The organism is Deltaproteobacteria bacterium (assembly GCA_016709225.1).
GTDB classification, from domain to species: Bacteria; Myxococcota_A; Polyangia; order Nannocystales; family Nannocystaceae; genus Xiheibacterium; species Xiheibacterium phototrophicum.
The window spans coordinates 512150-535213 of the sequence record JADJEE010000012.1; the positions used below are offsets into that span (position 1 = coordinate 512150).

Consider the following 23064-nt stretch of genomic DNA (forward strand, 5'->3'; position numbering starts at 1 on the left):
CAGAAGATGACGATGTCGGAACTCGTACGAATCAATCGCCGTGGCGATGGGGACGGCAGCGTCCAGTTCCACGACGCGACCGCAGCCGCGCTCTCGGGAGCAAAGGTGTTCGCGATCTACGGCAAGGGCGGCATCGGCAAGAGCACGACATCCTCCAACCTGTCGGTCGCCTTCTCGAAGCTCGGCAAGCGCGTGCTGCAGATCGGTTGCGACCCCAAGCACGACTCGACCTTCACGCTGACCAAGCAGCTGCAACCCACGGTGATCGACGTGCTGCAGTCGGTCGACTTCCACCCCGAGGAGCTGCGGCCCGAGGACTTCGTGGTCGAGGGCTACAACGGCGTCCTGTGCATCGAGGCCGGTGGGCCGCCCGCCGGCACCGGCTGCGGCGGCTACGTGGTCGGCCAGACCGTCAAGCTGCTCAAGGAGCACCACCTGCTCGAGGAGACCGACGTGGTCATCTTCGACGTGCTCGGCGACGTCGTCTGCGGCGGTTTCGCGGCGCCGCTGCAGCACGCCCAACGTGCACTCATCGTCGCGGCCAATGACTTCGATTCGATCTTCGCGATGAATCGTATCGTCGCCGCCATCGAGGCCAAGGCCAAGAACTACGCGGTGCGGGTCGGCGGGGTCATCGCGAACCGCAGCGTCGACACCGACCAGATCGACCGGTTCAACACCCGGGTCGGGCTCTCGCGCCTGGCCCACATCCCCGACCTCGACGTGGTCCGCCGCAGCCGGCTCAAGAAGGCCACGCTCTTCGAGATGGACGCATCGCCCGAGGTCGAGGCGGTGCAACGCGAGTTCCTGCGGCTGGCTGCGGGCCTGTGGGCGGGCGTCGAGCCGCTCGATGCACGGCCGATGAAGGACCGCGAAATCTTCGACTTCCTGGGGTTCGAATGACCGCCACCACCGCCAATGAAACCGCACTTGCCGTTCCGGAGACCGCCTACGAGCGACGCCGCGGCGAACTCGAGCAGTACTTCGATCGCACCGCTGCCAGTGCCTGGGCCGCGCTGACCTCGAATGCGCCGGTGGGTCGCATCCGCGCGACCGTGCGCGCCGGTCGTGAGCGCATGCGCGAGACCCTGCTGGGATACCTGCCCGACGATCTGACCGGCGCCCGCGTGCTCGATGCCGGCTGCGGCACCGGCACCTTCGCCGAGTGCCTGGCCGCGCGTGGTGCCGAGGTCGTCGCGGTCGACATCTCGCAGACGCTCGTCGATCTCGCGCGCGAGCGTGCCGAGGCCGGCGGCGTGGGACCCGGCACCATCGAGTACCGCGTGGGCGACATGCTCGACCCGGGCCTGGGCCTGTTCGACTGGGTGGTCGCGCTCGACTCGCTGATCCACTACCAGGCCGATCAGCTGCAGGCGCTGCTGGTGCAGCTGTGCGCCCGCACCCGCTACGGCGTCGCCTTCACGTTCGTGCCGCGCACCGCGTTGCTCTCGCTCATGCACCTGGTCGGCAAGGCCTTCCCTCGCGGGAACCGATCGCCCGACATCCGCCCCATCACCGAGCGCGCGCTCCGAAACCGACTCGCCGCCGACGAGGCCCTCGCCGGCTTCGCCGCCGGCCGCAGCGATCGGATCGAGAGCGGCTTCTACACCTCGCAGGCCATGGAGCTCTGCCGCGCATGAAGCCCAGTCTCGCCATTCGCTTCTGGCAGGCCCTCGGTACGAAGGTCTTGCCATTCGCGGACGCCGCGACGCCCGAGCTCCCACTCGGCAGGCTCCTGCGCCTGTCGATGTTCCAGATCTCCGTCGGCATGGGCCTGGTGCTGCTGAACGGCACGCTCAATCGCGTGATGATCGTCGAACTCGGCATCGGCGCGTCGCTGGTCTCGGCCATGGTGGCGCTCCCGATCCTGTTCGCGCCGCTTCGCGCGTTGGTCGGGCACCGCTCCGACAACCACCGCTCCGCGCTGGGCTGGCGTCGCCTGCCCTACGCGTTCCTCGGCACGCTGATGCAGTTCGGCGGCCTGGCGATCCTGCCCTTCGCGATGCTGGTGCTGTCGGGGCGCGGGGTCTCGCAGCCCGGCGTCATCGGGCACACCGCGACCGCACTCGCGTTCTTGATGGTGGGCGTCGGACTGCACACGACGCAGACTGCGGGCGTCGCCCTGGCGACCGACCTCGCGCCGGCCGAGAGCCGTCCCCGCGTGGTCGCGCTGCTCTACGTGATGCTGCTACTGGGGATGGTCGGGGCCTCGCTGACCTTCGGGGCCCTGCTGCGGAACTTCGGCTACGTCGAGCTGATCCAGATCGTGCAAGGGGCAGCGGTGGTCACCGTCGCGATCAACGTGATCGCGTTGTGGAAGCAAGAGCCGCGGCGCAGCGACATCGATCCCGACGATGCCCCCGAGGCACCACGCTTCTTCGCGACGTTTCGCGCCTTCGCGAACCGCCGCCACGCGGGCCGCCTGCTGGTGGCGGTGGCGTTCGGCGGTGCCGGCTTCGGCGCCCAGGACATCCTGCTCGAGCCCTTCGGCGGCGAGCTGCTGCAGCTCTCGGTCGCCGGCACCACGGTGCTCACCGCGTTGATGGCCGGCGGCACGCTCGCGGGACTGTTCGCGGCGGCGCGATGGCTGTCGCGCGGCCGCGATCCCTATCAGCTGGCCGCGTATGGCGTGCTGGTCGGCATCGTCGGGTTCTCGTGCGTCGTGTTGTCGGCGCCCTTCGCCTCGCGACTGCTGTTCTGGCTCGGCACCGGCGTCATCGGCTTCGGCGCGGGTTGGTTCTCGGTCGGCACGCTCAGCGCCGCCATGGCCATCTCGGACCCCGGCCAGAGCGGCATCGCCGTCGGGGCCTGGGGCGCGGTGCAGGCCACGGTGACCGGTGCCGGCATCGCGCTCGGCGGCCTGCTGCGCGACGTCGTCTCGGCGTTCGCGCTGCGCGGCGCGCTCGGCCCCGGCCTCAATCAACCGTCGGCCGGATATCTGCTGGTCTATACCCTCGAGATTGGGCTGCTCTTCGGCACGCTCATCGCCATCGGCCCCTTGGTGAGATTCGCCAATCGTCGCGGTTCACCCACTCGCTTCGGACTCGCGGAGCTCCCCACCTGACGCATTCGATAGTCCCGGTGCAGCCATGTCCCACGAACTCACGTCATCGATCGATACCGCACAGGTCGTCCTGTACTGCTTCTTCATCTTCTTCGCGGGCCTCGTCGTGTGGCTCCGACGCGAGGACCGTCGCGAGGGCTACCCGCTCGAGACCGACGCCCTCGCCGTCGAGGGGCCGCAGAATGCCCTGCGGATTCCGGCCGCGAAGGAGTTTCTCCTGCCCCACGACGAGGGCATCCGCCGCGCGCCCGATTTCGTCCGCGACCGGCGACCGATCCTCGCGGAGCGGGTATCGCAGGCGCCCGGCTATCCGCTCGAGCCAACCGGCGAACCGCTGCTCTCGGGTGTCGGGCCGGCGTCGTTCGCCGCACGCAGCGAGCACCCCGAGCTCTCCCAAGAAGATGGCACCCCGGTCATCGTGCCGATGCGCGTCGCAACCGGGTTCACGGTCGACGCTGGGCCCGATCCCCGCGGCTGGCGGGTGCTGGGCGCCGACGGCGAGGTCGCGGGTGTCATCTCCGACATCTGGGTCGATCGTGCCGACCTGATGGTCCGCTACCTCGAGATCGAGCTGCCCGCGCCGACCGCGCCCGCGGAGTCCGAGTCCGAGGCGGCGTCCGAGTCGGGGTCCGCGGCCCCGGGCTCGCGCTTGCGCCTCATCCCGCTGCCGATGCTGGCGCTCGACGGCAAAGCCAAGCAGGTCCGCGTCCGCGCGCTGCGGGCCGATCAGTTCGTCCACGTACCGACCATCGGCGCCACCGATCGCATCACGTTGCGCGAGGAGGATCAGGTGGCGGCCTTCTACACGGGCGGATGGTTCTACGCCGAGCCGCGCCGCCGGGAGCCAGTGCTATGAGTGCCGTCGAGCACGAGTTCGAGCCGGTCCCGGGCTTGCCCGCGGATCTCCCCGAGGGCGAAGCCATCGTGTGGCAGGGCCGCCCGCAGTGGCGCATGTTGGCCCGCCGCGGCTTCAAGGTCCGCTGGCTGGCGGCCTACTTCGCGGTCTTCGTCGCCGCGCGCACCGTCTCGACGGTGACGAGCGGGCAGTGGTCGGAGGGTGCCGTGCAGCTCGTGGCCATGATCGCGGTGTTCTCGGCGTGCCTGGGCCTGTGCCAGTTGCTCGCGTGGCTCGCGGCCCGCTCGACGCTGTACACGATCACCACGCACCGCGTGGTGATGCGCATCGGCGTCGCGCTGCCGATCACCTGGAACCTGCCGTTCGCGCGCATCGCCGCGGCGGATCGGATCCAACGGCCCGAGGGCGACGGCGACATCGTGCTGCGACTGGTCGCCCCCGATCGGGTGGCGCTGTTCCACCTCTGGCCGCACTCGCAGATGACGGGCCTGCTCCGCGCTTCGCCGACGCTGCGCGCGATCGCGGAGCCGACCATGGTCGCCGCCCGCCTCGAGGAGGCGGTTCGTCGCTGGAGCGCCGCCCATGGCGAGCTCACGATCGCAGCGGCGCCGATCGAGCCGCGCGACGTCGCCGACGAGGATCGCCAGCGCATTCGCGTGGCTCCGGCGCTCGCATCCCAGCTGCAGTCGTAGCCGTAGGAATTCTCCCATGGGCACACACCACGAACAAACCGTCCCGCGCGGCGCCCTCATCGGTGCCGCGGTCCTGCTGGTCGCGACCCTCGGCCTCGCCGCACGGGCCCGCAGCGCCCATGAACCGACCGACGTCGCCGCGGTCGGCGTCACCAGCGTTCGAGAGCTCCGCTTCGAGGATCGCCCCGACGGCGCCGTCGCGGTGCTGGACGCGGAGACCGGCAAGGAAGTCGGGCTGGTGAATCCCGCCGAGGGCGGCTTCGTGCGCGGGGTGATGCGCGGCTTGTTCCGTACCCGCAAGCTCGAGTCGATCCCGCCCGACGCACGCTTCCGCTTGATTCGACAGCGCGACGGGGGCCTCGTGATCGAGGACCCCGAGAGCGGACATACCGTCAATCTGCGTTCGTTCGGCGACACCAACCATGCGTCGTTCGCCCGCTTGCTCGAGCCCGGGGCACCGTCATGAGCACACCGCGGCGCTTCGAGGTCGCGTGCACCGTGCGCGCGTCCAACACCGAGCACGACCTCTCCGCCCACGTCGAGCTCGACGGCGTGGAGCTCGGACCCGGCGATCGCGTGGTCGTCCACGGCGACCCCATCGAGCCGCCCTTCGGGCACAGCATCGTCGAGCGCCGGCGCGCGACCGTCGTGCGCGCGGGATGGCTCGCGCGAGCGTGGACGCGGATGGTCGGCGACCTCGCCTTCTTCCACCTCCTGGACGTCAGCTTCACCGATCGGAGATCGCCATGACCGCCACCAGCCTGCCCCTGCCCCCGACACAGACCTCGCGGTTCCTGGGCCAGGGCGACGCCGCGACGCGGGTCGCCACCGAGACCACGACCCTCAGCCCACGCTTCTACACCACCGACGTCGACGCGATGAACCGCCTCTCGGCGAACGCGATCCGGCCGCAGTGGGAGGCGCTCATGGCCGAGTTCGAGGCCGACACCAATCGCGGTCACTTCGTTCGCGGCGAGGGTTGGCACGCGGAGCTCGACAAGCTCGAGCCGGCGCTTCGCGAGGAACTGCTGGACTTCATGGTCAGCTCGCTGACCGCGGAGTTCTCGGGCTGCATCCTCTACGCCGAGCTGGCCAAGAAGGGCGACAATCGCGACCTCAAGGCGCTGTTCAAGTACATGTCGCGCGACGAGGCACGTCACGCGGGGTTCATCAACGAGTGCCTGAAGGAGTTCGGCATCCACGTCGACATGGGCTTCTTGGTCAAGGCCAAGAAGTACACCTACTTCAGCCCCAAGTTCATCCTGTACGCCACGTACCTCTCGGAGAAGATCGGGTACGCGCGATACATCCGGATCTTCCGACGGCTCGAGGCCAACCCCGAGAATCGCTTCCACCCCATCTTCAGCAAGTTCGAGCGTTGGTGCAACGACGAGTATCGGCACGGCGAGGCGCTGGCGTTGTTGATGCGCGGCAACCCGTCGATCCTCGGCGGTGCCATCAATCGTGCGTGGATGCGGTTCTTCCAGCTCGCCGTCTACGCCACCATGTTCGTACGCGACCACGCGCGCCCCGAGTTCCACCGCGCGTTGGGCGTGGACCCCGAGGTCTACGGCATGGAGGTCTTCCGCATCGTCAGCGAGGTCGCCAAGCAGGTGTTCCCGGTGCGGATCGACGTCGAGAACCCGGCCTTCCTCGCGGGCCTGCGTCGCCTCCAGCGCATCAGCGCCCGCATCGCGACCGCCAAGCGCGGCGGCGGACTGTGGGGCAAGCTGCGGGCGATCCCGCTGCAGCTCGCGGCGGGCGCGACCTTCGTGCGGATGATGTTCCTGCCGACCAAGCAACACGCGCTTCCGGAGGAGCTGAGGGTCGCACCGACCTGGTGATCCGATGAACGCGTGCGCGCTCGCGGTGATGATCGTCATCGGCGCCTGGTGGCTCAGCACCGGCGTGGTGCTGCGCGTGGTGTGGTTGCCCGCACGAACCCAGCGCACCAGCGTGGCAGTGTTCACGGCGCTGGCGCTGCTGGGTGGGTACGCGGCCCTGCGCGCGAGCGAACTGCCCACGACCGCCGGGGCCTATCTCGGCTTCGCGGCCGCGCTGCTGCTGTGGGGGTGGCACGAGGCGACGTTCTTGCTCGGTGCGGTCTCGGGTCCGCGCAAGGAGCCGGGCCGCGCCGGCCTCTCCGGCTGGCCCCGCTTCCGCGAGGCCACCGCGACCGTGATCCACCACGAGCTCGCACTCGCGGCGACCTTGTTGGTGCTGACGGCGGCCACCTGGGGCGCCCCCAATCAGGTCGCGACCGTGGTCTTCACCGTGCTGTGGGCCATGCGGCTCTCGGCCAAGCTCAACGTGTTCTCCGGGGTCCGCAACATCTCGGAGGACTTCGTACCCGCCCACCTGCGCTACCTGACCAGCTACTTCCGTCGGCGACGATTCAACCCGCTCATGCTGCTCTCGCTCGCCGCCGGCGCAGTGGCGCTGCACGTCGCGATCGGTGCGGCGACCTCGGCGGAGGCCAGCGCGTTCGCGGCCGTGCAGGCGACCGTGGTGGCCACGATGATCGCGCTCGGCGTGCTCGAGCACGTTTTTCTCGCGGTGCCGCTACCGGACGCGATGCTGTGGCGTTGGGTGATCCGCGACCGCGACCGCGCGGCCGTGGAGCCCCGCGTGGCACCGCATCGCAACTACAGCTGATCGAGCCCGCCCGGCCCCTGCTCGGCGTAGCCGAAGGTCTCGACCTCGACGCCCGCGAGTGCGGCGAGCGACACCAAGAGCTTGGTGTGCGCGACGTTGGCACCGCCGGCGGCACCGCGTAGATCGAGCGAGCGTCCGGTCTCGAGCGCACCGCCAGCCTGGCCCGCGAGCACGAACGGCATGTCGGTGTGATCGTGGTTGTTGCCGTCGTTGATCTCGGTGCCCATCATGACGATCGCATTGCCGAGCAGGTTGCCGTCGCCGTCGGGCATCGCCTTCATCTGCTGCACCAGATAGACCAGCTGCTCGCAGAAGAAGCGGCGATAGGCGATGAAGTCGAGCGCGAGCGGTCCCGCGAGATCGGCCCCGTAGTGCGAGGCATCGTGGTCCGCGGCCGTCGCCCCGAGCTGCGCCAGCCTCGTCGGGCTCACCGGATGCGACCACATCAGCGATGCGACCCGGGTCATGCCGCACGACAACGCGAGCACGGCGAGGTCCATCTGCAGCTTGCCGACCGTCGCGAAGTACTCCTCCTTTTCCCACGTCTTCGGGTAGTAGTCGGTGTCGAGCACCGTGAATCCCTCGGTGTTCCACACCACCTCGGTGCAGGAGCCCGAGAGCGTGCCCTTGATGCGGGCCTCGACCTCGTGCAGCGACTCGAGGTGGACCTCGAGCTTCTGCTTCTCGACGCTGCCCAGCCTCTGCTGCAGGCGCTTGACGTCGTCGATCGCGCTGTCGATCACACTGCCGGCGCGCAGCCGCGGCCAGTCGGGGCCGGGATCCTCGGGCTGCTCGAGCGCGCCGAAGATGCTGTCGAAGGCCGCCAACGGGTTGTCCTGCGGCGAGACCTGCTGACCCGCGCCGATGTACGACCAGCTGCCCGAGCCATTCTGGAAGTTGGTCGCGACACCGAGCTGGATCGACTTGTGCGGCGTGTCGGCCCCGAGCGCATCGCCGAGGAAGAGATCGAGCGATACGTCGCCGTTGCCGGTGAGGATCTTGGCGATGCCGCCTTCGTGGGTCGCACCACCCGCGTACATGTCGAGCCCCCGGATGAACACCAGGTCGTCACGGATCGCCTCGAGCGGTGCGGTCATGCTCGGCAGCGAGAAGTCGGTGACGCCACCGGTGGGGTGCCACAGCGAGGGAATGCAGCCGTCGGGGATGTACACGAACATCGCCTTGACGTCGCCGCCGGCCGCCATCGCGCGGCGGCCGAGCATCAGCCCCAGCGGCGAGGCCACGCCGGCGGCGGTCAACATCTGCAGCACCTGTCGTCGTGAGGTCTTGATCAGCATCGTCGTCACTCCTGCCGCAGCACGAACGAGGGCGCGGTGTACTGGTGGACCAACATCTCGTAGAGGTTGCCGTCGGCGGCGTCGAACATCGCGGTGAGCTCGTCGAGCGCACACGCGTCGGCGGGCACCGGGTCGCGGCCGAGTGTGAAGCGTTGGTACTGCGACACCACGCAGTGGCCCGGCTCGACGCGTGCCGCCAGCAACGACGACAGCTCGGCGAGCCCATCGAAGGGCAGCTCGGTGTCCGCACCGTCGACGTCGACGACCTTGCCGCTGGCGTCGATCGGCAGCCCGTTCTCGGTGTCGCGATAGCCCGCGACGCCGTCGTAGTGCTCGAAGCCGAAGCCCAACGGATCGATGCGGGCGTGACACCCTGCGCAGGCGGGATCGGCCGAGTGCTGCGAGAAGCGCTCGCGTGTGGTCGCGTTGGGATCGACCGCCGGCGGCGTCGCATTGACGCCGGGCGGTGGCGGCAGCAGCGGCTGACACAGCAGCCGCTCACGCACGAACGCGCCGCGCTTGATCGGCGCCGACTCGTTGGGGTGCGCGTGGCTGGCGAGCACCGACCCGAGGCGGAGCAGGCCGCCGCGGCGGCCGTCGGTGACGGGCACCATCGTGGGCTCCGCGCTGCCCGGCGCCGGCAGCTGATAGAAGCCCGCGAGCGCGTCGTTGGCGAAGGTGTAGCCGGGGTCGAGCAGCGCAGCCATGGTCTGCTCGCCGTCGAAGACGACGTGGCCGACGAACGTGCGCTGCTCCGCCGCCATCGCCTCGCGGATCTCGGGCGTGAACGCGGGGTAGATCTGCGCGTCCTTGTTGACCTGCAGCAGCGGCGCGGTGCCGAGCCACTGGGTCGCGAACGCATCGAAGGCCACGCGCGCGCGCGGGTCGTCGAGCATGCGGCGGACCTCGGCATCGATGGCCTCGGGATCGGCGAGCGAGCCGTCGTCGGCCGCCGCGAGCAGGGCGTCGTCTGGCGTCGTGCCCCACAGGCCGTACGACAGCGCAGTCGCGATCTCGTGCGGCGTGAGGCGGAAGTTGCCCTCACCGTCGGGCTCACCGAGCTCGAAGCGGTAGAGGAAGTGCGGCGAGACCAGCAGCGCGCGCAGGGCCAGCGTCGCGCCCTGGTAGAAGTCGCCCTCGCTGATCGCGGGATCGAACTGCGCGGTGTAGTGGGTGATCTCTTCGCTGGTCAGCGGGCGCCGGAACGCGCGCCGACCGTAGCTCGCGACGAAGTCCGCCGCACACGCGGGGTCCTCCGGCATGCAGCCGATCGCGAGACCACCGGCGATCGCCGCGGTCGCGACCTCTTCGGCGACGCCCATGTAGGCCTCGACGTGGCGATCGGTGACGACCTCGGCGTCGGCGTTGTTGTCGAAGCCCTCGACAATCGGATCAATCGGCACGTCGGCCAGGGAGAGCGGCTCGACCCCGAGCAGATCGAGCAGCGTCTGGTGGTACTCGCGTCGCGTCAGCAGCCGCAGCTGCCGCGGGCCGTAGGCTCCGGCCTCGCAATCCACCGGCGCGGATCCGTCATCGCCCGCGGTCGCCGCACCGTCGGCGCCCTCGGAACCCGATGCGTCGCCCGCGTCGCCCGCGGCCGAGCCCGCGCCGTCTTCGTGGGCTTCATTGCCTCGATAGCAGGCGCCCAGGAGCCCAAGCACCACCACGCCCCCGCGAAGTCGTCCGTGCATGCGTGGGCCCGTGGCGCACGGCCGCGGCGGGTGGATGAAAGAAATCGCGGGCGCGCGAGTGCGGCGTCAGCGAGCCCGCGCGCACGCCCGCATGCGCCGCGCGGGCATCGCTGGCCCGCTTCGCGCGCGGATGCGCGACGCCCGAATCGGTGTAGCGCAGTGGGCGCGGGCGACGACTGCGATGGCGGCCACGCCATCTGCTCCGGCGGATGCCCGCGGGGCTGGGCGACCACGCACCGGGCGGGAGCAGCAGCGTCTGATCGAGGCGGCGCAATCGACGAGCGTTCTCCTCGGGCATTCGCCGGTCGTAGGCATAGTGTTCGTAGCGTGCGATCGCATCACCGTCGCGAACCTCGAGGGTTCGCATCACGACATCGGTCGGATGCGCGCCGTACGAGGGACCGTTGGCGAGACAACGCGCCTGGGCAACGGCCCGCTGCGTGGCGGCGGCCGGCAGCCGCCATCGGCGGAAGCGTGTCCCGTCGAGGTTTCGGCGATGGAGGTCGCGCGCCAGCTCGACGCGCCCATCAAGGCGCAGCGTCAGGTGGTACGAGCGACACGGGCCCAGGCATCCGCTCGAGCGCCGCTCCAGCACGACGTCATCGGGCAGCGCGTCGGCGGGTAGTCGCTCGGCGATCTCGGGCGTGCCGACCTCGCGGTGCGCGATCCAGGCGACTTCGCCGGGCGCGACCATCCAGGCCTTCGAGCTGTGCTCGTCGAGCGCATCGAACACGGTCGACAAGCAAGGTTCGTTCGGGAGCCCGCGGATTTCCACGGTGCCACGCCGATCGGTCGCGAGCTCGATCGAGAAGCGGCCGCACTCGACCGTGACGCGTCGATTCGGCAGGCGGCGACGCGTGTCCGTGTCGGTGACCACGATCCAGGCCTGGCCCCCGACTTCACCGGTATCGTGCACACTCGGTTGGTTGCCCGCGAGCTCGCTGCCCTCGTTCGGCTGCACCGGCGGGCAGCGCGTCGCGGGGCCGCAGGCCAGGAGCACTTGCACCACGCCTGCCGCGACGATGGCGAGCGTCGCTGCGCGTACCCGGCGAGCGAGAGGGAGCATGGACGGAGCAACGCCGGCGCCCTAGCCCTGCTGACACCCATCGCGATCGACGTCGTCGCGGCGATGCGCCGACCGACCCGTGCGCGTCAAGGCGACGCGCGCCAGCACGGCCCTACTTCAACAGCCCGGGAACCGGCTCCCAGCGACAGCCGCCGCGATCGACCCCCGGCGCCTCGCAGCACGCGAGCACGTGATCGCGCGCCGGGCCGAAGAGCGTCTGCCAGGCCGCGAAGTCCGGGATCTGGGCGCCCGCGCCCGGCATCCAGTACGCCAGTGGCCAGTGCGAACTCCCGGGCATCGCCGCATCGAGCACCGCCTGCTCGAAGGGGCTGGCCTTGTCGAGCCCCATCGAGTCGGCAGCGAAGCTGCCGCAGGTGTTCTCGCTGCCGATGCGGTGGCACGACGTGCACGCGGCTGCCTCGCGCGAGGTCAGGTGGAGGTTGCCGGTGGCGCGCACGGTACCGTCGAGGTTCAGCAGTCCGTAGGGCGCCTTCTTCAGCGCCACGCTGGTCCACGGCGCCGCATCCAGGTACGGCGTGAAGATGAACGGATCGTGGTCGTGGCAGCCGACACAGCCGCCGCCGTCGGTGAAGTAGAAGACCTCGCCGTGATGCGAGCGCTCGGCATCGGTCGCATCGAGCAAGTCGAGCGGCGGCATGTCGTCGTCGTGGGTGACGTTGTCGATGTCGTCCCAGAAGCACGTCGCACCGGTACGCGTGTTCTGTCCGATGAGACCCATGTCCGTGTAGATGACGGAGCCGTCGACGTCGGCGTAGGGGTCGCGGCAGATCCACAGCAACATCACGTCGTCGTGCTGCAGCACGCCGAGCTTGCTTCCCTGGGCGCACGACCCGGTCAGGCGCGAGGGGTTGGTGCACTCGCTGGCGTCGGTTTCGGCCGGCTCGAGCACCACCTGCGGACCCGAGACATCGGCGTGGTAGGTGACAATCGGCGACGCGGTGCTGCACTGCACCTCGTCGGTGCTCGGCAACCAGTTGTCGAATGCGGCCTTGCAGCGGCACGAGTAGCACAGCGCGATGCCGCCGTCGGTCGCGGTGTCCACACACGCCTCGGTGCAATCGATGGGGACGAACGGCTCGCCGGTCGACGAGCTGGACTCGCTGCCACTGCTCGTGTCGGCCGCGGTCGAACTCGATTCGCTCGAGCTCGACGTGCTGGAACTCGCGAGGTCGCGGGTGGTCGACGTATCGCTGGTGCCCTCACCGACGACGCCCGCGTCGTCACCACTGCACGCGGCGGTGACGAGGACGATCAGCGTCGCGACGATGCGAGTGGTCGACGGCATCGCCCCAATCTACACGCCCGCGCACGCCCGCGTCGGTGACACGCGATGACATGGCGCGGGCACCGCGCCCGCTCGCACCGCAACGCGCGAGCCGGTCGGTCTTCGGGCAACGGCGCGGCTGAAGCGAGCCGCTGTCCGACCTCCCAGGGGCATGACCCTCCCCGCACCGGCCTGGCTCCCTCGCTGGCCTCATCGTCGCGACCGCGACGGCGTCGTGGTTGCCTAGCGCAGCGTGCGATGGGCATCGCCGATCGCCTTCACGCGCTTGGCCGTCGCGCCGCTGTCCCGCGCGAGCGACCGCCAGCGCGCGACCGCATCTTCGACCTGCTCGATGATCGCCTGCGCCGACGCGCGATCGATCCCGTGGCGCGCGCCCAGGCGCAGTACGCCTCCCTTGGTCGGCGCCTTGCCCTCGCCGTCGATGGTCATGGTGTGCTCACCGCCCGGGCCCCGTGCGAACACCAGGTCGTAGGCCGGCGAGAGCGACCACTGACCGCCGGCGTCCATCAGGAACGCAAAGTTCTTGGCGTGGTCGTCGCGGTTGTGGGCGACGACGTTGAACACCATGCGTCGGAAACACTCGCTCACCGCGCGCGCGTCCCCGGTCAGTGCCCGCGCGACACGCAGCAACTGATCGTAGTCGCACGACGGGAGACGAAAGTCGGCGTGGAGGAGGCCGCCCAACGTATGCATGTGCACGCGGTTCGATGGGCCCTCACGATCGAAGCGCTGCACGCCGAAGAAGCGCGCCTGCGCGAACAAGCGATGGGGCGGCACGGCGATCCCCGCGGCCTCGGCCATTCGCATGTAGGCGTGCTCGAGTCGCCCCTCGTCGGCGCCGTCGCTGCCGATCGCGAACTTCACGAGCCAGTGGGTCCAACCATCGGGGAGCTCGTCGACACCCGAGAGCACCTGGCTGCCCCGCACGCCCACGACCACCTTGGGTCGCGCGCCGCCCGGCGAGCCGCCGGCACGGCGCAGCTCGGGGAGCACCTCACCCTCGGAGCCCAGCAGCTGCTCGGCCTGCGCCGCGAGTTCGGCGAGCCCGAGTCGGCTCGGCGAGTCTTCGGACTCGGCGGGCGGGTGGTACGTCAGTGCGCCCATGGTGCGCCGACCGAGGTACGTCAGCCGGTCGAGCACGGAGATCGTCGAGGGGTCGACGCCGCGGCTGCGGAACCATCGATCCATGAGCAGCAACCCCCAGCCGTCGGGCAGCGAGTCGTCGAACACGCCGAACAGTGGGCCGAAGCTGCGGTCGCCGTGCTCGACCAGGCCCGCTTGCGCGGGGAGCTTCCACGGCGACAGCGCCCAGCCCGTGGCGAGGAACGCCTCGTCGTACTCGAACACGAGCCGACCGCGAGCCACCTCGGCGAGGGTGCCCACCCCGACCTCGTGCGTCGGTGACCAACGCAGCCTCACCGCGACTCGCTTCACCGACGCCCCCGCTTCGGCAACTTCACCGTGCTCGCCCGCTCGAGCTCGTCGATCGAGCGCGCCGCGGGAGCCTCGAACAAGGCCTCGAACTCCTCGAGCCGACCGAGCGCCGCCGCAATCTTCAGGAGGTTGTCGAGCGTGATGTGGCCCGAGCGCTCGAGTCGCTGCACCGTCGACAAACCCACACCGGCACGTTCGGCCAACGTCGCCCTTCGCCAGTCGCGGGCCAGTCGCAGCGCGGACACACGCTGACCCAGCGCGGTCGCAACCTCGACCGGTGTGCGAAGAGTCGGGATCTTCACGGGTACATCATGCGTCGAAAATGAACTTTTGTCGACAGAAACGCCACGTAAGAGGTCATTTTCGAATCTTTGTAACCAAGCCCGTGGTGGGCGGTTTGCTGCGCGTGGGCGGCCGACGTCGCGACCCTTGCGATTCGGCTCATCGTTCGTCCGCAGGTCATCGCCTGCGCCGATCCGCCGCCGTCGCGCGCTCTATCTGCTCGGAAGGACGACGCCGCGACGGCGTCGGGATGACGACGATGAAGCGACGCGGTCTGCTGACGCCGATGCGGCGTGGATGGTGGTGTGGTGCGTTGGTGTTGCTCGCGGTGCCCGGCTGCGCCCGCGAGCGCTGCCCCGACGCCGCGTGCAGCGGCCTGGGCGACGACGGGCTGTCGCCCACGACGCTCGCCGATCCCTCGACCAGCGAGTCCTCGGGTCTCGCCGATGGCGCCGACGATCTGCGCGACCTCCCGCCCGCCAACCCCGGCGGCTGCAACGTCGACTTCGGCTGCACGGACAAGATCGATCTGCTGTTCGTGATCGACAACTCCGGCACGATGGCGGAGGAACAGCTGAACCTCGCGCGCAACTTCCCGCGCCTCATCGAGCGGCTCGAGAACCTGCAGGACGCCGAGGGCAACCCGATCCATCCCGACGTCCACGTGCTGGTCACGACCACCGACATGGGCAACCCGCTGTGCACCGCCCACCAGCCCGATGGCTATTCCCCGGCCAAGGGCGCACCGACCACGACCGGCTGCAACGCGCGCATCGCCGACTTCACCGGCCTCGGCGCGCATCCGGTCGAGGTGCCCGAGGCCTGCACCTCGGTGTGCCCCACCGACCTCGCGCCTGCCGATGCCTTCCTCGCGTTCTCGCCCAACGGCACCAACGTGCCCGAGGTCGCGCCCCGCGACATCGACGGCGACGGCGCACCCGACTCCGCGATCGCGCAGACGCTGGCGTGCATCGGCCCGCAGGGCATCGACGGCTGCGGCTACGAGGCCCAGCTCGAGTCGATGCTGCAGGCGCTCTACCCCGACGCGCCGTGGAACAGCGGCGCGCAGCCGTTCCTGCGCCCCGACGCCCTGCTCGCGATCGCGATCGTGAGCGACGAGGTCGAGGGCTCGGTGCTCGACTACGGCATCATGGACGACGCCTCGCTGCAGGAGGTCGATCCCGACGATGGCAGCCCCTCGCCGACCAGCGCCATCATGTGGCACGCCGGCGTTGGCTGCAGCGGTCCCGATTCCAACGGCGTCTACACCGACTGCACGTCGCGCGACGACGGCGGCCTGCAGCCGGTGTCGCGCTACGTCGACTACCTGGTCGGGACCCTGCGCGAGCAGCAGCACAAGCAAGTCGTCATGCTCGGCATCCTCGGCGTGCCCGAGGTCACCGATCACCAGGACGCACCGCCCTACGCACCTGCGGCCGGTGGCGAGTTCGACCTGGTCTATCGCCGCTGGCGCGACGGCGACTACCCCACCGGCGACATCCTGCCGACCGACCCCGCGGGCACCACCGCCGCCGACAAGACCTTCGACTTCGGCATCGGACCCGGCTGCACCGGCCAGGCCCAAGACGGCAGCTTCACCGGCCAGGCCACGCCCAACACGCGCGTGATGGAGGTGTGCCACAGCCTCGACTTCGTCGACGAGCACGGCACCGAGCAGGTGCGCTGCTGCATCGAGTCGATCTGCGACGACGACTTCAGCGCGGCGATCGATTGCCTGACCGGCATCATCGGGCACTCGCTGCTGCCACCGGGCTGATCCAACCGGCGCGCCGCCTGTGCTAGCTTCGCAGCGGCGGCGATCTCCGTCGCCGCGCGAGCGCGAACGCCATGGCCAGCGGCAACATCTCCTACCACCCGACGCAGGGCCTCACCTACGACCCCGCCGACGCCCACTACTGGGACGAGGACGCGCTGGCCGCCGAGATCACCCGCGTGTTCGAGGTCTGCCACGGCTGCCGCATGTGCTTCAAGTACTGCGACAGCTTCCCGATCCTCTTCAAGTCGATCGACGACGAGTGCGACGGCGACGTGCGCAAGCTGCCCCAGGCCCGCATCGGCGAGGTCATGGAGGCGTGCTTCCAGTGCAAGCTGTGCGAGGTGCAGTGCCCCTACACCCCGCGGGACAACCACCCGTTCCAGCTCGACTTCCCCAAGCTCGTGCACCGGCGTGCGGCGATCGAGCACCGCAAGCGACGCCCGACCCTGCAGGACTTCGCGCTGCGCGACCCCGACCTCACCGGCACCGCCGCGCGCGCGAGCCTGGGTGCCATCAACGCACTCAACCGCAACAAGCTGCATCGGTGGTTCCAGGAGAAGGTGCTCGGCATCCACCGCGACAAGCTGATGCCCGAGTTCGCGTCGAAGACCTTCGAGCACTGGGCCGCCGGCGAAGGTCTGTGTGATCGCGGGCCGGGTGGCGAGGCAGTGCTGTTCCAGACCTGCTTCGTGCAGCACAACGAGCCTCAGATCGGCAAGGATGTGGTCGAGGTGCTGCAGCGCAACCAGGTCGACGTGCGCTGCGAGAAGGGTCTGCAGTGCTGCGGCATGCCGGCGTGGGAGCGCGGCGACCTCGAGCTGGTGCGCAGCAAGGCCAAGCACAACCTCGATCGGTTGATGCCGCACGTCGAGGCCGGTGCCAAGGTCGTCGCGATCAACCCGACCTGCTCGATGATGATGCGCCGCGAGTGGCCCGAGCTGGTTGGTGGCGACGACCGCGAGCGTGCGCGACGGCTCGCCGCAGCGATCGTCGATCCCGGCGAGTTCGTGTGGAACCTGCGCAACGAGCCGCGCTTCAACACCGAGTTCGCGAGCAGCCCCGCCGGCAAGGTCGCCTATCACGCGCCGTGTCATCTGCGTGCGCAGGGGGTCGGCTTCCGTGGCCGCGACCTGCTGCGCAAGCTGCCCGGCGTGCAGCCGGTGATGGTGATGGAGTGCTGCGGCCACGACGGCACCCACGCGATGAAGGTCGAAGGCTTCGAGCCGTCGATCCGCATCGGTCGCAAGTCGTTCGATGGCATGGACGCATCGGAGGCGCAGGTGTGGGCGACCGATTGCCCGCTGGCGGCGATCCAGTTCGAGCAGCACGCGGGGCGCAAGCCCATGCACCCGATGTCGATCCTCGCCCGCGCCTACCGTGGCGAGCCCTTCCCCGGCGCGCCGGCGGCCCCGAAGCCCGCGCCGCCCACGTCACCGAAGCGAGACGAACCATGAAGCCGGTCGAACGCAGCGAGATCCTCGACTACGTCACCTACGACGAGCAGCGCCCGCAGCTGCGCGCGCAGGCCATCGCGGTCAAGCAACCCCGTCGGGTCCAACTCGGCGAGCACTTCACCTTCTTGTTCGAGAACCGCGACACCGTGCGCTACCAGGTGCAGGAGATGATGCGGGCCGAACGACTCGTGCGTGAGGCCGACATCGCCCACGAGCTCGCCACCTACAACGAGCTGCTCGGGGGCGACGGCGAGCTCGGCTGCACGCTGCTCATCGGCATCGACGACGAGGCCGTGCGGGCCGAGAAGCTGCGCGCGTGGGTGGGCCTGCCCGCGCACGTGCACGCCCGCCTCGCTGACGGCACCAAGGTGCCCGCGAGCTACGACCCGCGGCAGATCGGCGACGATCGCCTGAGCTCGGTGCAGTACCTCAAGTTCGCCGTCGGCGGCCGCGCTCCGGTCGCGATGGTCATCGACCTGCCGGCACTGCAGTGCGAGGTCGTGCTCGACGACGCGCAGCGTGCGGCCCTGCAGGCCGATCTCGACGCCGGCTGAGGCCGCGAGTCAGGTCGCCGCACAGACCTTGCGATTGTCGGCGCCGCCGCCGGTCGAGCGACAGCCGAACCCGGTCGACGCGTACTCGTGGCAGTAGTCGTTGGCGTCGGCGTCCCCGACGTCCTCGGCCTCGCACGCGATGAAGCACATCATCTTGCCGGTCGACTCGAACGGCGCGCATACCTGACGCAGATCGGTCGCGCACTCCCCCGGCACCGCGCAGCAGTCGGCGTCGGTGGTGCACTCGTGGGTGCAGTAGCCCTCCGGCACGCGATCGAGGCACACCACCGGACCGCCGACGATCGTCGTGGGGTCCTCGACGTCGGGGTAGCAGTCGTCGGGCGTCATGCAGGGCTGGCCCGCGTGGTCGCCGTCGACGGGCTCGTCGCGGCCGTGACACGCCCCGCCGACGACGGTCGCGAGCGCGAAGCCGAGGCCGATCGCGAGCGTGGTGGTGCGGACGGAGGCAACGGATCCTGGCGCGGACATCGGAAGCGTGGGACCGAGCACCGCGCGGGGATTCCAAGCCCTGGGGTGAACGGTCGCGATCGCGACCTCGCGGCGGGACCTCGCGGCGGGACCTCGCGAGCGGGACCTCGCGGCGCGACCTCGCGGCGCGACCTCGCGGCTCGAATGGCTGCGCCCGTGCACCGCCCCTGCACAGGATCTGCAAACCGACTCGCTAGGCTCGAACTCGCGTGTCGACCCCCTCGCCCGCCCCTGACGTCGCCGGTGCCTCGCGGCCGCGCGCGTGGGTCACCCTCGCCGCCGTCGTGCTCGCGTGGGCGGCCGCGTTCCGCGAGCCGCTGCGGGTGCTGGTGCTCGGGACCAGCGCGCGCGCACAGCTGCTCGACGCCGCGCTCGTGACCGGCATCGTGGTGTTGGCGATTCGCCGCCGCGGCGCCATGTCGCCGTGGCCGCGCCCGGCCCTCGCGCCGCTGGCGGTGACCGCCATCGCGGTCCTCGGCCACGCGGCCGTCACACTGACGATCCATGCCGTGGTCGCCAGCGGCATCGCGATGGTGCTGGCCGCGTGGGGCCTCGCGGGGCTGTGGCTGCCGCAGCGGCGCTGGCTGCAGGCGTTCCCGCTGGTGCTCGCTGGCGTGTGTGCGCTGCCGATCGGCCCGACGCTGGATCTCTACGTCGGCTTCCCGCTTCGCATGGCGAGCACGCGAGTCACCCACGCGCTGCTGGCAGCGTTCATCGAGGGCGACGTCTCGATGCAGACGGTGCTCGTGATCGACGCGGGCACCCGCGGCGTGCAAGTCGATCTGCCGTGCAGCGGTGTGCGCAGCCTCTACTGCGGGGCGATTGCGTGGGCGGCCGCGACCTGGTTCGAGCACCGCCGCGTGGGCGCACGCTGGCTGCTCGCGAGCGGCGGCTTCGTGATCGCGCTGGTGCTGACCAACCTCGCGCGGGTCATCGCGCTGGTCCTGCTGCACACCCACGTCGGCCCGCGGCCCACCGAGTTGCTGCACCTGCCGCTCGGCATGGCCGCGTTCTCGGCGGCCTGCGCAGCGGGCTGGTGGTTGCTGCACCGCGTGCCCGCGACGCCGGCTGCCGCGGCCACGGCGATCGCCGACGGCCGACGCCTACCGCCGCTTCTGCTCGTGGTGCCGCTGTTGGCCGTCGCGACGGTGTCACCCCGCGCGTCCGCGCCGACGCAGGTCGCGGTACCGCAGCTGCCGGCCTGGGCCGAGCCGCTGCCGCTCGAGGAGGGCGAGCGCGCCTCGACCACGGCCCACGGCGCCGATGCGCTCGGCAAGTGGCGCGTCAGCGATCCAACCACCAAGGTCCGCGGTCAGCTGCTGCTGGTGCGCAGCCGTGACTGGCGCGCGCATCACCAGCCCGACGCGTGCCACCACGCCGCCGGCCGTGCGGTCGTCGACGCGCGCACCGTCTTGCTCGCGCCCGACGTGCCGGTGCGATGGCTCGCGCTGCGGACCCCGCAGGGTCCCGCGACCGGCGTGTACTGGTTCCAGTCGAGCACCCGCGTCACCGAAGACCACGACGCGCGCGCGTGGGCCTCGCTGTCGGGCGACACGCAGCCGTGGGTGATGGTCTCGCTGACGCTCGACGGCGCGCGCGATCCCGACGACGCCGAGCTACGCAGCTTCTTGGATGTGGTCGGCCACGAGGCCGCCGCGCTCGCCCGCTCCACCGACGAGGAACTCCGATGACATCGACGTCGCCCCCACCCACCTGGTCCAAGCTCCTGCGCCGCGCGCTGTCCCTGCGCACCGTCGTGTCGACGGTGTTCTGGTCGTGGCACGCGGTGTGGATCTGCGCGGCGTTGTTCGGCGTGGTGCCGTCGCTGCTCGGCGAGCTGTGGAGCGCGAGCTGGAACGGGCTCGCCCCCTGGGATCTGACCGCCGCCGTGACGGTGCTCGCGGTCGTGCCGCTGCTGACCGCCGCCGCGGGCTGGCGCCTGCGCCACGACCCCTGGCGCCTGCTCGGGTTGTTCTACGGCGTCGCGGGGGTCGTGATCACGCTGTTGCTGGTGCGCATCTTCCTCGTGCGCGAGCTGACCGGCGGTGTCGCGCTGTTGCTGCTCACGCTCGCGACCGGTGCGATGTTCTTCGCCGCGCGGCTGTTCGGCCGCGTCGAGCCACGTACCCGCGGCGCCGTCGTCGCGACGGCGGTGGGTCACAGCGCGCTCTTGCTGATCGGGCTGTGGATCGCCGCGGCGCTGGGCATCGTCTGCGTGCCGGTGGTGCTGCGCATGCTGATGCACGTGCCGGACATGCTCGCTGCGATCGTGCACGTGGTGTCGAGCCCACGACTGTGGCCGAGCGCGTTCACCGGTTTGGCGTTCGCGAGTGTGGCGGCGTGTCTCGCCGCGGTCGTGCTGGGCCTGCCGTTCGCGGTGCTGGTGCTGTACACGCGGGCGTGGCTCCGCGCGATGCGGGACATGCCCGGTCGCCACGGTCGCTGGCTCGGGCTCGCGGTCACCGCCGTGACGACGGCGGTATGGCTGGTGGCCTTCGAGGCGGTCGGGGTGCAGCCGCAGCGGGAGGCGCTGGCCCGCTGCGAGCGGGTGCCCGCCGATGCAGCCGCGCAGCGCGACGACCTCGCCGCGCTCCCGCAGACCCGCGACGGCCTGTTGAACGCGTCCCTCGCCCCGTATCGCTACTGGGGCGCCCGCGATGCCCACGGCAAGGTCGCACGGATGTACCAAGAGTTGCTGGACACCGACGGCGAGTCGATGCAGGCGCTGTTCGATGCGCTGGTCCATCCACTGCTCTACGACGGCGCATCGGAGCACGCCGATCGGCGGCGCGCACTCGCGGCCTACGAGCGCTGCTTCGATCGCCCGCTGCAGGAGGGCGATCGCGAGGCAGTGTTGCAGGCGCTGTCGGCCACATGGGATCGCTCGAGCGTCGAGGCCGGCCTGCTCGACGTCGGCAACCGCTCGGTGTGGGTGCGAGAGCAGAGCCTCGACGTTCACGTCGTCGACGACATCGGATCGTTCGAGCTGCACGAGGTGCTGGTCAACCGGACCCCCGAGCGCAAGGAGGTCTTCTACGCCTTCACACTGCCCGAGCGCGCAGCGGTGACCGGCCTGTGGCTCGGCAACGGCCCCGACCGCACGCAGCGGTGGGCCGCCGACGTCGCGCCGCGCGGCGCCGCACAGGCGGTCTATCGCGCCGAGGTGCAGCGCCGCGTCGATCCGGCGCTGCTCGAGCAGATCGGGCCGCGACAGTATCGACTGCGGGTGTTCCCCATCGAGCCGCGGCTCCCTCGCTCGACGAGCGCACCCGAGATGCATGTGTGGCTGACCTGGACCGTGCTCGGTGATGCCGAGGGCTTCGAGCTGCCGACGCTCGCCGAAGCGCGCAACCTCGACTGGGACGACGACACCACCCGCAGCCTCGACGGCGAGCGCGTGCACCACGATGGCTGGCTGCCCCCGCGACTGCCCCGCCCGCTCACGCCGCGGCCGCACGACGCCGACGTGGATGGCGTGCGCGTCCACGTCGAGCCATCGCAGGTCGACGGCGAGCTCGATCGCGACGCGCCGCTGGCGGTGGTGATCGACAGCTCCTACAGCATGGCCGCGCACGCCGACGCGGCCCGGGAGGTGATCGACGCGCTCGGCCGTCGCGGACAGCGCTTCGACCTGTTCGTCGCGCCGTCGCCGTTCTCCGCCGAGCTGCCGCGTGTCGTGAGCCCGGACGCGTTCGACCCGGTGTGGTTCGGCGGTCACACGCTCGAGGGCGTGATCTCGCAGTTCGACGCCGTGCGCGACGACACTCGCTACCGCGCGGTCGTGGTCGTCACGGACGAGGGTTCGACTGCGTTCGCCGACGACACCATCGCGCCGCCCACGAGCGGCGTGCCTCGCCCGATCACGACGCTGCCGGCGGAGCTGCGCACGGATGAGCCGGTGTGGCTGCTGCACCTGGGCGCGCTCCCGCGGGGCTATCGCGACGGTGTCGACGCGCTGGTGCGTCGCAGCGGCGGCGGCGTGGCGCTCGGGCTCGACGCCCTGCTCGAGCGCCTGGGCGACCGCGACGTCGTCGACGGGCGACGCTGGACCGTGACGCCGACGCCGCTCGACGCCGCGCCCGTCGATGACGCCGCGTTCCTCCCGTTGGCCACCGTGGCAGCCATCGCCGCGGGCGGGCTCGAGACCGACCTCGACCGCATCCACGCGCTCGCGGTCGAGCAGCGCGTCGTCACGCCGTACTCGTCGATGATCGTGCTCGTCGAGCAGCGCCAGCGCGCGGCGCTGGCAAAGGCCTCGGCCGCCGACGACCGCTTCGATCGCGAGTTCGAGGGCGGCGTCGAGTCCACCACCGCCCCCGGCGACGGCTTTGGCGTGTCGGCCACGCCCGAGCCGCACGAGTGGATGCTGCTGCTGCTGTCGGGCCTCGCGCTGGCACTGCGCCCGTGGCAGCGGCGACGCGGGCCATCGATGGCGGTCGGATGACC

21 protein-coding genes are annotated in these 23064 nt (G+C 70.6%); 14 read left to right on the forward strand and 7 right to left on the reverse strand.

The features are described from left to right. Positions 1–6 precede the first annotated feature (6 nt). The 9 genes from IPH07_27100 to IPH07_27140 are packed head-to-tail and all read left to right on the forward strand — an operon-like array spanning position 7 to position 7267. The gene (locus IPH07_27100; GenBank protein ID MBK6921093.1) at positions 7–903 is read left to right on the forward strand and encodes a ferredoxin:protochlorophyllide reductase (ATP-dependent) iron-sulfur ATP-binding protein; all 897 of its coding nucleotides are present in this window, start codon (positions 7–9) and stop codon (positions 901–903) included. After that, positions 900–1640, forward strand: coding sequence for a magnesium protoporphyrin IX methyltransferase (locus tag IPH07_27105; protein MBK6921094.1), 741 nt, complete (start codon positions 900–902; stop codon positions 1638–1640). The genes IPH07_27100 and IPH07_27105 overlap by 4 nt, the downstream gene beginning before the upstream one ends. After that, entirely contained in the window at positions 1637–3064 is a 1428-nt protein-coding gene (locus IPH07_27110) for a BCD family MFS transporter (GenBank protein ID MBK6921095.1), read from the forward strand. Before IPH07_27105 ends, IPH07_27110 begins: the two co-directional genes overlap by 4 nt. A gap of 25 nt (positions 3065–3089) precedes the next feature. Then, entirely contained in the window at positions 3090–3920 is an 831-nt protein-coding gene (locus IPH07_27115; GenBank protein MBK6921096.1) for a PRC-barrel domain-containing protein, read from the forward strand. Further along, positions 3917–4612 (forward strand): PH domain-containing protein, encoded by a 696-nt coding sequence (locus IPH07_27120; GenBank protein ID MBK6921097.1) that lies wholly within the window; start codon positions 3917–3919, stop codon positions 4610–4612. The genes IPH07_27115 and IPH07_27120 overlap by 4 nt, the downstream gene beginning before the upstream one ends. 16 nt (positions 4613–4628) lie before the next feature. Then, positions 4629–5078, forward strand: coding sequence for a photosynthetic complex assembly protein PuhC (locus IPH07_27125; protein ID MBK6921098.1), 450 nt, complete (start codon positions 4629–4631; stop codon positions 5076–5078). Further along, positions 5075–5362, forward strand: a complete 288-nt coding sequence (locus tag IPH07_27130) for a hypothetical protein (protein MBK6921099.1) — start codon at positions 5075–5077, stop codon at positions 5360–5362. The genes IPH07_27125 and IPH07_27130 overlap by 4 nt, the downstream gene beginning before the upstream one ends. Next, positions 5359–6456, forward strand: coding sequence for a magnesium-protoporphyrin IX monomethyl ester (oxidative) cyclase (gene acsF / locus IPH07_27135; protein MBK6921100.1), 1098 nt, complete (start codon positions 5359–5361; stop codon positions 6454–6456). Before IPH07_27130 ends, acsF begins: the two co-directional genes overlap by 4 nt. 4 nt (positions 6457–6460) lie before the next feature. Further along, the gene (locus tag IPH07_27140) at positions 6461–7267 is read left to right on the forward strand and encodes a DUF3623 domain-containing protein (protein MBK6921101.1); all 807 of its coding nucleotides are present in this window, start codon (positions 6461–6463) and stop codon (positions 7265–7267) included. Here the strand turns inward: IPH07_27140 and IPH07_27145 are convergent. From IPH07_27145 to IPH07_27170, 6 genes are all read right to left on the reverse strand, one after another. Then, positions 7258–8565, reverse strand: coding sequence for a DUF1552 domain-containing protein (locus IPH07_27145; GenBank protein MBK6921102.1), 1308 nt, complete (start codon positions 8563–8565; stop codon positions 7258–7260). The genes IPH07_27140 and IPH07_27145 overlap by 10 nt on opposite strands. Positions 8566–8570: 5 nt before the next feature. Then, positions 8571–10226, reverse strand: a complete 1656-nt coding sequence (locus IPH07_27150) for a DUF1592 domain-containing protein (protein ID MBK6921103.1) — start codon at positions 10224–10226, stop codon at positions 8571–8573. Then, positions 10189–11265, reverse strand: coding sequence for a hypothetical protein (locus tag IPH07_27155; GenBank protein ID MBK6921104.1), 1077 nt, complete (start codon positions 11263–11265; stop codon positions 10189–10191). Before IPH07_27155 ends, IPH07_27150 begins: the two co-directional genes overlap by 38 nt. 169 nt (positions 11266–11434) lie before the next feature. Beyond that, entirely contained in the window at positions 11435–12628 is a 1194-nt protein-coding gene (locus IPH07_27160; GenBank protein ID MBK6921105.1) for a hypothetical protein, read from the reverse strand. A 222-nt stretch (positions 12629–12850) separates the two neighbouring features. Further along, a complete protein-coding gene (locus IPH07_27165; GenBank protein MBK6921106.1) occupies positions 12851–14047 on the reverse strand; it encodes a type II toxin-antitoxin system HipA family toxin in 1197 nt (398 codons plus the stop codon). A gap of 11 nt (positions 14048–14058) precedes the next feature. Then, complete coding sequence (locus IPH07_27170) at positions 14059–14364, reverse strand: helix-turn-helix transcriptional regulator (protein MBK6921107.1); 306 nt, start codon at positions 14362–14364, stop codon at positions 14059–14061. 239 nt (positions 14365–14603) lie between these two features. On the opposite strand from IPH07_27170, the gene IPH07_27175 reads away from it, so the two are divergent. The 3 genes from IPH07_27175 to IPH07_27185 all read left to right on the forward strand — a co-directional run bounded on the left by IPH07_27175 (position 14604) and on the right by IPH07_27185 (position 18129). Then, the gene (locus IPH07_27175) at positions 14604–16121 is read left to right on the forward strand and encodes a hypothetical protein (GenBank protein MBK6921108.1); all 1518 of its coding nucleotides are present in this window, start codon (positions 14604–14606) and stop codon (positions 16119–16121) included. A gap of 71 nt (positions 16122–16192) precedes the next feature. Continuing rightward, positions 16193–17575, forward strand: a complete 1383-nt coding sequence (locus IPH07_27180; protein MBK6921109.1) for a hypothetical protein — start codon at positions 16193–16195, stop codon at positions 17573–17575. Beyond that, positions 17572–18129: a DUF3501 family protein gene (locus tag IPH07_27185; protein MBK6921110.1), complete on the forward strand. Its 558-nt coding sequence runs from the start codon at positions 17572–17574 to the stop codon at positions 18127–18129. The genes IPH07_27180 and IPH07_27185 overlap by 4 nt, the downstream gene beginning before the upstream one ends. Before the next feature lie 9 nt (positions 18130–18138). Here the strand turns inward: IPH07_27185 and IPH07_27190 are convergent, their stop codons facing one another. After that, positions 18139–18618 carry a hypothetical protein gene (locus IPH07_27190; protein ID MBK6921111.1) on the reverse strand — a complete coding sequence of 160 codons (480 nt, stop codon included), beginning with the start codon at positions 18616–18618 and terminating at the stop codon, positions 18139–18141. A gap of 209 nt (positions 18619–18827) precedes the next feature. Here IPH07_27190 and xrtO point away from each other — a divergent pair, with 209 nt between their 5' ends. Continuing rightward, complete coding sequence (gene xrtO / locus IPH07_27195; protein MBK6921112.1) at positions 18828–20309, forward strand: exosortase O; 1482 nt, start codon at positions 18828–18830, stop codon at positions 20307–20309. After that, positions 20306–23062, forward strand: a complete 2757-nt coding sequence (locus tag IPH07_27200; GenBank protein MBK6921113.1) for a TIGR02921 family PEP-CTERM protein — start codon at positions 20306–20308, stop codon at positions 23060–23062. Before xrtO ends, IPH07_27200 begins: the two co-directional genes overlap by 4 nt. The last annotated feature ends 2 nt before the right edge of the window (positions 23063–23064 follow it).